General features: G+C 56.5%; 8 protein-coding genes. 3 read left to right on the top strand and 5 right to left on the bottom strand.

Features of this window, described 5'->3' with window-relative positions:
• Positions 1-252: 252 nt before the first annotated feature.
• Together ahpC and ahpF are read left to right on the top strand one after the other, a co-directional pair.
• Positions 253-816 (top strand): alkyl hydroperoxide reductase subunit C, encoded by a 564-nt coding sequence (ahpC, locus tag K3169_RS16515; protein WP_027902690.1) that lies wholly within the window; start codon positions 253-255, stop codon positions 814-816.
• Positions 817-940: 124 nt separating this feature from the next.
• Positions 941-2,503, top strand: a complete 1,563-nt coding sequence (gene ahpF / locus K3169_RS16510; RefSeq protein WP_099269503.1) for an alkyl hydroperoxide reductase subunit F — start codon at positions 941-943, stop codon at positions 2,501-2,503.
• A gap of 63 nt (positions 2,504-2,566) precedes the next feature.
• Here the strand turns inward: ahpF and gloA are convergent, their stop codons facing one another.
• The gene (gene gloA, locus K3169_RS16505; protein ID WP_095097829.1) at positions 2,567-3,088 is read right to left on the bottom strand and encodes a lactoylglutathione lyase; all 522 of its coding nucleotides are present in this window, start codon (positions 3,086-3,088) and stop codon (positions 2,567-2,569) included.
• Between the two features lie 174 nt (positions 3,089-3,262).
• Here gloA and K3169_RS16500 point away from each other — a divergent pair, with 174 nt between their 5' ends.
• The gene (locus K3169_RS16500; protein WP_099269504.1) at positions 3,263-3,814 is read left to right on the top strand and encodes a DUF4946 domain-containing protein; all 552 of its coding nucleotides are present in this window, start codon (positions 3,263-3,265) and stop codon (positions 3,812-3,814) included.
• Between the two features lie 459 nt (positions 3,815-4,273).
• On the opposite strand, the gene K3169_RS16495 is transcribed toward K3169_RS16500, so the two are convergent.
• The 4 genes from K3169_RS16495 to K3169_RS16480 all read right to left on the bottom strand — a co-directional run bounded on the left by K3169_RS16495 (position 4,274) and on the right by K3169_RS16480 (position 11,630).
• Positions 4,274-4,636 (bottom strand): histone-like nucleoid-structuring protein, MvaT/MvaU family, encoded by a 363-nt coding sequence (locus K3169_RS16495; protein WP_027901819.1) that lies wholly within the window; start codon positions 4,634-4,636, stop codon positions 4,274-4,276.
• 380 nt (positions 4,637-5,016) lie between these two features.
• Positions 5,017-6,120, bottom strand: a complete 1,104-nt coding sequence (locus K3169_RS16490; RefSeq protein WP_263267183.1) for a tetratricopeptide repeat protein — start codon at positions 6,118-6,120, stop codon at positions 5,017-5,019.
• Positions 6,121-7,041: 921 nt separating this feature from the next.
• The gene (locus tag K3169_RS16485; RefSeq protein WP_122396476.1) at positions 7,042-8,439 is read right to left on the bottom strand and encodes an efflux transporter outer membrane subunit; all 1,398 of its coding nucleotides are present in this window, start codon (positions 8,437-8,439) and stop codon (positions 7,042-7,044) included.
• Positions 8,439-11,630: an efflux RND transporter permease subunit gene (locus K3169_RS16480; RefSeq protein WP_263267182.1), complete on the bottom strand. Its 3,192-nt coding sequence runs from the start codon at positions 11,628-11,630 to the stop codon at positions 8,439-8,441. Before K3169_RS16480 ends, K3169_RS16485 begins: the two co-directional genes overlap by 1 nt.
• Between the last annotated feature and the right edge of the window lie 6 nt (positions 11,631-11,636).

The raw sequence follows: 11,636 nt of genomic DNA, 5'->3' as shown, positions 1-11,636 counted from the left end.
GTGCGCTCCTACAGATCCAATGTTGGCGGTGCGATAGCGCGGCGTCTGAACGACACGTGCGTTCCTACAGGTTCAGTGTTTTTCGGATGAAGGCACAACGCCTGGATTTACGTGCATACCATTTCCTTCTATTAATGAGCTGCCGTTATAGAGAAAACCAATCGACTACATCAGGTTTGCCAATGAGCCTGCATAGGTCATTATGCGTAAGCTCTGTTCCATCGAATTAACAACCCCCTAGGAGAACCACCGATGCCTATCATCAACAGCCAGGTAAAACCGTTCAAAGCCACTGCGTTCCAGAACGGCTCTTTCGTAGACGTGTCTGAAGCTGACTTCAAAGGCAAATGGTCTGTCGTCTTCTTTTACCCAGCAGACTTCACCTTCGTATGCCCAACCGAACTGGAAGACCTTGCTGACAACTACGCTGACTTCAAAAAGCTCGGCGTTGAAATCTACGGCGTGTCGACTGACACCCACTTTGCCCACGCTGCATGGCACAACACTTCGCCAGCCATTGGCAAAATCCAGTACCCGTTGATCGGTGACCCGACCCACATCCTGTCCCGTAACTTCGACGTACTGATCGAAGAAGCTGGCCTGGCTGACCGCGGTACTTTCGTGATCAACCCTGAAGGTCAGATCAAAATCGTTGAGCTGAACGATGGTGGTGTTGGTCGTGACGCTTCCGAGCTGCTGCGCAAAGTCAAAGCTGCCCAATACGTTGCTGCTCACCCAGGTGAAGTCTGCCCGGCTAAATGGAAAGAAGGCGAAGCCACCCTGGCTCCATCTTTGGACCTGGTCGGCAAGATCTAAGCCGCATGCATCGGCTGGGGGCGCTGAGCTCTTGAGCAAGTAAACCGCATCGCCCCTAAAAAACGCCCGGGCGACCATCGCCTGGGCGTTGTTTTTTCTACTACAGCAAAAAGGAATCGCCCGCATGTTGGACGCCAATCTTAAAGCCCAGCTGAAATCCTACCTGGAACGGCTTACCCGTCCGGTGGAGATCGTCGCGTCCCTCGATGACGGCGCGAAATCCCAGGAAATGCTGGCGTTGCTCAACGACGTGATCAGCGTCTCGAAAGACATTACGCTCAACGACAGCGGCACCGACGCGCGTACTCCGTCGTTCTCGCTCAATAGCCCGGGACAAGACATCAGCCTGCGTTTCGCCGGTATCCCGATGGGCCACGAATTTACCTCGCTGGTATTGGCGCTGTTGCAGGTAGGCGGCTATCCATCCAAGGCCAGTGCGGACACTATCGAGCAAATTCGCGCTCTTGAAGGCGATTTCACGTTCGAAACCTATTTCTCCCAGTCTTGCCAGAACTGCCCGGATGTCGTCCAGGCACTTAATCTGATGGCTGTGCTCAACCCTAATATCAAGCACGTCGCTATCGATGGCGCGCTGTTCCAGGACGAAGTCACTGATCGCCACATCATGTCGGTGCCAAGCATCTACCTGAACGGCGAGCTGTTCGGTCAGGGCCGTATGGGCCTGGAAGAAATTCTGGCCAAGATCGACACCGGTGCCGGTGATCGTCAGGCACAGAAGCTCAACAGCAAAGATGCTTTCGACGTGTTGGTCGTTGGCGGTGGCCCGGCCGGTTCTGCAGCGGCTGTCTATGCAGCCCGTAAAGGTATTCGTACCGGCGTGGCGGCGGAGCGTTTCGGTGGTCAAGTGCTCGACACCATGGCGATCGAGAACTTCATTTCCGTGCAACACACTGAAGGTCCAAAGCTCGCCGTTGCTCTAGAAGAGCACGTCAAGCAATACGAAGTAGACATCATGAACCTGCAGCGTGCTGACCAGTTGATTGCTGGTAAAGACGGCGCATTGCATGAAGTGAAGTTTGCAAGCGGTGCAAGCCTCAAGGCCAAGACCTTGATCCTTGCTACTGGCGCACGCTGGAGGGAGATGAACGTTCCTGGCGAACAGCAATATCGCAACAAGGGTGTTGCTTACTGCCCGCACTGCGACGGTCCACTGTTCAAAGGCAAGCGCGTCGCGGTCATCGGCGGCGGTAACTCGGGCGTTGAAGCGGCCATCGACCTCGCGGGTATCGTGGCTCACGTCACACTGCTGGAGTTTGATGTGCAGTTGCGTGCTGACGCGGTGTTGCAACGCAAGCTGACCAGCTTGCCGAACGTTACGGTCATCACCAATGCCCAGACCACTGAAGTCACTGGTGACGAGCAGAAGGTCAACGGCTTGCGTTACAAGAACCGTGTGAATGGTGAAGAAGTCACGGTGGAGCTGGAAGGTATCTTCGTGCAGATTGGTCTGCTGCCTAACACCGATTGGCTCAAAGGCAGTATCGAGCTGTCGCCACGCGGGGAAATCGTTGTGGATTCACGTGGCGAAACGTCCATTCCCGGGATCTTCGCTGCAGGTGACGTCACTACCACGCCTTACAAGCAGATCATCATTGCTTTGGGGGAGGGCGCCAAAGCCTCGCTCAGCGCTTTTGATCACTTGATCCGGACCTCCGCACCGGCCTAAGCAAATCTTCAGGCGATAAAAAAGGGCCTCATGAATATTCATGAGGCCCTTTTTGCTTTTAGCTTACAGCGGTGTTGGCTGGATGATTTCTACCCAGTAGCCATCCGGGTCCTTGATGAACGCCAGGCTGTTCATACGGCCGTCAGCCAAGCGCTTCTGGAAGTCCACGCCCAGTGCTTCAAAACGTTCGCAGGCAACATGCACGTCCGGCACGGAAATGCAGATGTGACCGAAGCCGCGAGGATCGGCGTTGCCGTTGTGGTAGGCGAACGCCGGGTCTTTTTCGGTGCCATGGTTGTGCGTCAGCTCGAGGATGCCCGGGATCGATTTCATCCATACGTTGCGGGCGGCGTCGTCTGCCGGAATCTGGCTTTTGTCCACCAGCGCCAGGAAGTACAGGCTGAATTCGGCTTCGGCAAAATCGCGTTTTTCAACCAGACTGAAACCCAGCACCCGGGTGTAGAAGTCCAGTGAAGCGGTGATGTCCTTGACCCTCAGCATGGTGTGATTGAACACGAATTGCCGGGTCGCAGCTTCCGGCTCTGCGGTCACGCCAGGGAAGGTATTAAGGTCTTGCAGGCTCATGGATATCTCCGGTTGAGGTCTTCTGTATGCACAAATGATACGGGCCACCCGCGTCGAAGCCAAACCTGTGTGGCAAATGAAGTGCGCCGGGCCTTGTTACTGAGGAGCCGGGCGGGCAGACTTCATCGTTTATGCACTCGGTAATGGCTTTTATGGACTTCGGTGACGCCGCTCATGATTGACCCGCGATACAGATATTCATTCATTGGTTTTTGCCTGGTACTGATTGCTGGTGCCGCTCATGCGAGTGACGCGGTGATCCTATGGCCCAGCGGATGGGAGGTCGAAGACCTTAGCGCAGGGCAGTCCGATTCAGTTCAGCCTTCACTACAGTCCCGGCAGCGGGCTGCCAAAAATGATCAGGCAGGCAATCCAGTGATGGTGATGGAACTTACGCAGTCGCGTCTGGCGTCAGGTCACCAGGTCAATGTAGAGGGCGTATTGCTGGAGATGCGCAAGGCCGTGCAGGTCAATTTTGCCCGCAGCGGCTTCCAGAGTGTGTGTACCCGAGTGCGTGCCACGGAGCTGAGCAAAATTCCGGCAGTTGAGACGACGTGTACGATTACCCAGAACGGAGTGCACGTCATGACCCAGACGCTGGTAGCAGCGGCGACAGCCAATACCGCGTGGTCGCTGTCTTACGCCGGTTCTGCGGCCGGCTACGCGGAGACGAAGGACGAGGCCTTACAGATCCGCAGCACGCTGCGCCTGGACGGTGCGCAATGATCGCGGAACACGAATTTCAGGCAAAAAGAAGCCCGCCGAAGCGGGCATTGGGGCGCTAATCCTTTAGCAGCCTCTATCTTGGGATAGTGCCTGTGAAAAAATCGTGAATCTCGTGAGAAAAATCTGGAACGCTCGTACTTATAAATATCGGAATAGTCTGACAAGTTCGTATGATAAAACTCGTCGTTATTAGCAATGATTGACGATTCCCTTTAGCGGTTATGGCTCAATCATTATTGGTGATACCTGGGGTATATAAATAGATATCGCTGCCCGAGGCATTAACTGTAGTGGATGTCGTGACCGCGGCGAGGGTGGTCGAACTTTATTGAACGATATTGAACCGCGGTCCGGTATGAAGGAAGCGGTTAATGCGGAAGAATTATATCTGACGCCAGAGAGTTGTCACTCCAATAAAAAAGCCCTGCTGTGCAGGGCTTTTTTATGCAACGAACTTGATTAAGCACGAAGCCATGAGTCGACGGTATCTACGCCGTATTGCTCTTTCCAGGATTTCAGACCGCGGTGGTTACCACCTTTGGTCTCGATCAGTTCGCCGGTATGCGGGTTCTGATAAACCTTTACGACGCGTGCGCGACGGCGCTTTGGCCCTGCGGCTGCCGGCAGGGACGAAGAGCCTTTAGGGTCGAGGATCGTGATGATATCGCGTAGCCCCTTGTCGTAGGTGCTCATCAAAGCCTGGAGCTTCTGTTCGAACTCGATCTCCTTCTTCAGGCCCGCATCATTCTTCAAGGACTCCAACTGAGCCAGCTGTTCCTGAAGGGCTTTTTCTGCTGCGCGAAACTCTGCAAGTCTGGACAAATAACATACTCCAACGGTGAGTGGCTGTTACCAGCGTCACAAAACGATATGACAAGAACTAGGGCTCACACGCGTATTCGATCCTCCGTTGGGGAATCCAAAGCGCGTTTTTGTCCTGATGAAAATGGGAGCTTCCTGTCGCTTTCGTTTTGATGAAAAAAGGTAGTTGTAATCTGTAGCGGGTAAATCATGCACTTTTTTTTTGACTTAGAAAATAGTTTTGATGCGATTAACCAGGCGAATGGATGATTACAGTTGGTCGCGACGCTACTCATGTTGTCTTATCTGATGAAGTCGGCTGTAAGTTATTTCTGATATTAGACGGCCACAGAAATAGACCGGCTTTATCGTCAAAACGGGTCTCGAGGCGACAGTTTCTGCTATAGCCCCTGCTGCAGCGCGGGGTCGTCGGGGTTCTGCTGTTCAAGCCCGGCTTGCAGTACCTGAACGTTTTGCAATTGTCCGGTTTCCTTCCAGTATCGAATCAATAAAATCCGTGCCTTGCGGTTGGCTGGCTGACGCTGGAGGATTTCAGCCAATTGTTTCTGTGCTGCCTCTACCTGTTCCAGGTCGTGAAGCGCCACGGCCAGATCGTAGCGATAGTCGGTGTTGTCAGGTTCCAGCTCAACAGCCTTGGCCAGTGCCAGCAAGGCATATTCGGTTTGGTCGTGCACCAGCAGCCACATACCCAAGGCATGCTGAAGCCTTGAGGAGTGCGGGTGTTGCGCCAGTAGTTGTGCAAGCAACTGACGTGCGCGCTCGGCTTGCCCTTGCTGGTCGAGTTGATCGAGGTAGGCAATGGCCACATCCAGATTTTTCGGCTCGGCGTCCATTGCGGCCTTCAACACTGAGAGCGCAGTAGTCTTTTCACCGCTGTGTGTCAGTAAACGAGCCAGTTGCAGTTGGTTCGTGCCCGTGGCGGGCTGCGCTTTGAGGCTGGCGGTGCAGAGGTCGACGCTATGTTGCAAGGCTGCGAAGTACAGGCCGAGTTCGTCGGGAGACAAGTCGAGCAGGGCCATGGTCGCAGCCAGACGAACCGCCGCCTCGGGGTCTTCAAGCAATGGCCCCAGCAAGATACTGCGCTTGCCGTCGGGGAGCATTTTTGTGGTGACTTCAATCGCTGCCTGACGGATGAGGACCGAATCGCTCTGCAGGGCGGCATCCAGCAGTTTAAGTGCCTGGGGGCTCGGGTAGTTGGCGAGTTCGGCCAGCAGGCTGGCGCGACGAATGTCGGAGAGGTCGTTGCGTGCAAGGTGTTGGTAGAGGACCCTTGCAGCGCCAGGTTTTCCGTTATGCGCCAGTTCCAGGGCTTCGCCGTAAGTCTGGCTGAGCACCGGGGGAGCAGGCGGGACGGACCATTGGCGTGTCAGGTAAACGACGCCGATCAGCGCGATCAGAATTAATCCGGCGATTAGTGCTATGCGGCGGCGGGCCGATGTTTTTGAAAAAAAGCCTCGAACAGGCATGAGAATACCGATATCCATTTCTTTACGGCTTGCAGCTTCGTGGAGGGATGGCTTGGTGTCAAACGGTGTATGTTGAGTGATGGGTATCGATAGCTCTCCATTATGTGTACATATCCGTTATCGCAGTCACGGCAGCTATTGGTTGCGCTTTTACAGCGCGTCACTTTTGAGAAGCGCAAAAGTAACCAAAACGCTCTTGCCCCACCACTGGGTGCCTCGCTGTCGCTCGGCATACCCGTAATCCGACATTGCTGCGTGGGGCCGCCGCCACCGGCCATCCATGGCCTGAGGCGGCTAAACCGGCATCCCTGCCGGTTTGCCCCACACAGCAATATCGAATTCCGGCCGGCGTGGTTTAACGGGGCGCCTAAGATCAAAATCAAAAGCAGATCAAAAGCAGAGCGAAAACAGCGGTAACGCCCCGGACCGTGTTTCACCCCGGAACGGTAGGAGCGAACTTGTTCGCGAGACGTCAGCCCATCCAACACAATCCTCGTCTGGCACACCGCTTCGCAGCCTTCGGCAGCTCCTACAAAACAGCGGTAAAGTCCAACATCAGGTCGGCTATCAGGCCGCCGCGCTTTTGATTTTGATCTTAGGCGCCCCGTGAAACCACGCTGGCCGCCGCAGATCCTGAACCGTGGGCAACCCGGCAAGGATGCCGGGTTAGCCGCATTGGGCCATGGATGGCCCGTTGCGGCGGCCCACGGTTCAGGATCTGCGGGCGGGCATCCCGAGCCTAGGCGAGGGACCGAGTGGTGGGGCAAGAGCGTTTTGCTTACTTTTGCGCTCTATCAAAAGTGAGGCGCCGTAAGGGCGCAACCAATAGAAGCCAATAACGCAGTAACGGATATGTACCCAAGAATAACCAAACGCCAGACACCAAAAAGCCCCGCAGTCCAAAAGGAGCGGGGCTTCTTGGTTTAAGCATTCAATCCATCAAGCCTGTGGCTGCCAGCCTCCGCCCAGTGCTTTATAGATAGCGACAATGCCGTGATACAGCTCAATCTCAGCCTGAGCCTGCGAGTCCTCGGCCGCCAGACGCTCGCGTTCTGCGTCCAGCAGCACCAGGAAGTCTGCGGTGCCTTCGCGATACTGAATCGAGGCTAGATTAGCCGCAGCGCGACTGGATTCACTTTGACGAATCAACGAGACCAGGCGTTGCTGACGTTTGTCATAGTCGCTAAATGCATTTTCCGATTCTTCCAGCGCCAACAGAACCTGCTGCTCATAGTTCGCCAACGCACCTTCAGCATCAGCATCAGCGCCACGAATCCGTGCCCGCACGCTCCCCAGATCAAACGCAGCCCAGGAAATGCTTGGCCCCAGCGACCAGGCTCTGGCGGCTGACGAACCGATTTGCGATCCCCGGCCAGCGGTGAAACCCAGAAAACCACTCAGGCTGACGCGCGGGAACAAATCAGCCGTCGCCACACCAATACGCGCAGTGGAGGAGGCCAGCTGACGTTCAGCGGCGCGAATGTCCGGGCGCTGACGCAACACCTGCGTCGGGTCACCAATAGGCAGCGCCTTGGCAATCGCCGGCAGTTTCGCCGGGCTCAGGTCGACACTCAGGCTTTCCGGACGCTCACCCAGCAACGTTGCAATGCGGTTACGCTGACGCACCTGTTCGGCTTGTAATTGCGGAACCGATGCTTCGACGGCGGCAAGACGCGCATCGGCACGCATGACATCCAGCTCGTTGCCTACCCCGGCGTCGCGCAGTTGGGCCGTAACGCCTCGGGATTCCTGCTGGTTTTTCAGGTTTTCCCGAGCAATGGCCTCACGCAATTGCGCACCACGCAACTGGCCATAGGCGTCGACCACTTCGGCCGTCAGCGTGACTTGAAGCTGGTACAGATTGGCTTCGGCAACGTCCTGATCGGCTTCGCTGGCTTCCAGCTCGCGCTGAATACGGCCGAACAAATCGAGCTCCCAGGCCATGTCCAGGCCCAGATCGTAACGTTCACTGCTGACCCGGCGTTCAGTGATGCCCGGCTGCTGGCCTTTGCCCAGGTCACTGCTGACCCGGCTGGTGACCACGGGCATGGCGTCATTGCTGACGTCGTCGCGAATTGCTCTAGCCGCTTTGAGGCGGGCGAAGGCGACGCGCAGTTCGCGGTTGTCATTCAACGATTTGGCGACCAACTGGTTCAGGGTTGGATCTTCAAACTGCTGCCACCAGATGGTTTCCTGATGACTGCGGTCAAACTTGTCCTGGGTCGCCGAAGCGACCTTGGCAGCGGTGGTGTCGGGAGCCTTGTAGTCAGGGCCGACAGCGCAGGCTGCCAGCGCCAGAACCAGCAGACTGGGCATGAACAACTTTAACGAATTCATCAGTGCGCCTCCGGGTTCAGGTTTTGCAGGCGCTGTACCTTGGCCGCCTTGCGGGCCTCTTTGCGCTCGACATAGTTACGAATCAGCACGTAGAACACCGGCGTCAGCAGCAGGCCGAAGAAGGTGACCCCGAGCATCCCCGAGAACACCGCAACACCCATGGCATGACGCATTTCTGCACCGGCACCGCTGGAGAACACCAGAGGCACAACCCCCATGATGAACGCGAAGGAGGTCATCAGAATCGGACGCAGACGCAGGCGGCACGCTTCCAGTACGGCTTCCAGCGGCGACATGCCTTCGGTTTGCTTGTCCTTGGCGAACTCGACGATAAGAATCGCGTTCTTACAGGCCAGTCCCACCAGAACAATCAGTCCGATCTGGGTAAAGATGTTGTTATCGCTACCCGACAGAATCACCCCGGTGATGGCCGACAGCAGTGTCATCGGTACGATCAGGATCACCGCCAGTGGCAGGCTCCAGCTTTCGTACTGAGCAGCCAGTACCAGGAAGGCCAACAGTACGCACAGCGGGAAGACCAACAGCGCGGTATTGCCGGACAGGATTTGCTGATACGTGATCTCGGTCCACTCGTAGGTCATGCCGTTAGGCAGTTCGTCCTTGAGCAGTTTTTCCACAGCGGCCTGAGCCTGACCCGAGCTGTATCCTGGAGCCGCAGCGCCGTTGATTTCTGCGGTGATGAAGCCGTTGTAGTGCATGACCCGATCCGGCCCAGCGGTGTCGCTGACCTTGATGAAGGTCGCCAGCGGAATCATTTCGCCCAGATTGTTGCGCACCTTGAGCTGACCAATCTGATCGGCGTCCTGGCGGAACTGTTGTTCAGCCTGAACGTTGACCTGATAAGTACGGCCGAAACGGTTGAAATCGTTGGCGTACAGCGAGCCCAGGTAAACCTGCAGCGTGTCGAAGATATCGCTGATCGCCACGCCGTGGGTCTTGGCTTTTTCACGGTCGATGGCAGCATCGACCTGCGGTACGTTCACGGTGTAACTGGTGAACAGCCCGGCCAGTTCCGGCACGCTGTGGCTCTTGGCGATGATGTTCATCGTCTCTTTATAGAGCTCGTCGTAACCCAGGTTGCCACGGTCTTCGATCTGCAGGCGGAAGCCGCCGATGGTGCCCAGACCTTGTACGGGTGGCGGCGGGAAGATCGCCATGTAGGCATCCTGAATTTCGCCGAACTTGCCGTTCAGTGCACCCGCGATGGCGCCTGCCGAAAGGCTGGCGTCTTTGCGATCCTCAAAAGGTTTTAGGGTCACGAACACGATGCCAGCGTTCGGGCTGTTGGTGAAGCCGTTGATGGACAGGCCCGGGAACGCTACCGCACTTTCCACGCCGTCCTGCTTGAGGGCGATGTCGGACATGCGTTTGATGACGTCTTCGGTACGGTCCAGGCTGGCAGCGTCCGGCAACTGGGCGAAAGCTACCAGGTACTGTTTGTCCTGCGGCGGTACGAAACCGGTCGGTGTGGTGGCGAAACCGAAGTAAGTCAGCACCATCAGGCCGCCGTACAGCACCAGTGCAATGCCGCTGCTGCGAATTACACGCCCGACAATCCCCACGTAGCTATTACTGGCGCGTTCAAACACACGGTTGAACGGGCGGAACAGCCAACTCCCGAACATTTTGTCGAGGCCACGTGAGAAGCGATCCTTGGGCGCGTCGTGAGCCTTGAGCAACACGGCGGACAACGCCGGTGAAAGGGTCAGCGAGTTGAAGGCCGAAATCACCGTGGAAATCGCGATCGTCAGGGCAAACTGTTTGTAAAACTGCCCCGTCAATCCGGAGATGAACGCAGCCGGGATGAATACCGCACAGAGCACCAGCGCCGTGGCGATGATGGGTCCTGTCACTTCTTTCATGGCCCGTTTGGTGGCTTCAACGGGGTTCAGTCCGAGTCCGATGTTCCGTTCGACGTTTTCCACTACTACGATGGCGTCGTCGACCACGATACCGATGGCCAGCACGAGTCCGAAAAGCGATAGCGCGTTGAGCGAGAAGCCGAACATGTGCATGACGGCGAATGTACCGATCAATGACACTGGCACAGCTGCCAATGGAATGATCGAGGCCCGCCAGGTTTGCAAGAACAGGATGACCACCAGCACAACCAGGATCAACGCTTCGAACAGCGTATGAATAACCGCTTCAATCGAGCCGCGAACAAAGATTGTCGGGTCGTAAACGATGCTGAAATCCATGCCTTCCGGGAAGTTCTGTTTCAGCTCCGTCATCTTCGCCCGAACTTCGTTGGAGATGTCGATGGCGTTGGAGCCAGGGCGCTGGAAGATCGGGATCGCCACTGCAGGCTGGTTATCAAGCAATGAGCGCAAGGCGTACTGGTTGGAACCCAGCTCGACACGGGCGACATCGCGCAGACGAGTGATCTCGCCGTCAGCTCCGGAGCGAATCACGATGTTTTCGAATTCTTCTTCGCTGACCAGGCGGCCCTGGGTGTTGACCGACATCTGGAAGCTGGTAGCACTAGGCGAGGGCGGCGCGCCCAACTGACCCGCAGCGACCTGACGGTTCTGCTCGCGAATAGCGTTCACAACGTCGGTCGCGGTCAGATTGCGCGAGGCGGTCTTGTTTGGATCCAGCCAGACCCGCAGCGAATAGTCGCCCATACCAAACAACTGCACGTCACCGACACCGCCAAGGCGCGCCAGCTCATCCTTGATGTTAAGGATCGCGTAGTTGGACAGGTACAGCATGTCGTAGCGTTTATCCGGCGAGGTCAGGTGGACCACCATCGTCAGATCGGGCGACGCCTTGTCCACGGTGATACCGATGCGCGTCACTTCTTCAGGCAGTTTCGGTTCGGTCCGGGTGACCCGGTTCTGAACCTGTACCTGCGCGTTGTCCAGGTCAGTGCCCAGTGCGAAAGTGATGGTCAGGGTGATCTTGCCGTCAGCGGTGGATTGCGAGGACATGTACAGCATGTTCTCGACGCCGGTGATGGCCTGTTCCAGCGGAGCGGCTACGGTTTCGCCGATGACCTTTGGGTTGGCGCCCGGGAAGTTGGCGCGAACGACGACGGTAGGTGGCACAACTTCGGGGTATTCACTGATCGGCAACTGGAACAGCGAGATGGAGCCTGCGATCAGAATCAACAGCGACAGTACTGCCGCGAAGATCGGACGCGAAATAAAGAATTGAGAGAAGTTCATCAGTGG

The sequence above is a fragment of the Pseudomonas phytophila genome (assembly GCF_025643095.1).
GTDB lineage: Bacteria > Pseudomonadota > Gammaproteobacteria > Pseudomonadales > Pseudomonadaceae > Aquipseudomonas > Aquipseudomonas quasicaspiana.
The sequence above is the reverse complement of the archived record's forward strand: the minus strand, read 5'-3'. Positions and strand labels throughout refer to the sequence as shown.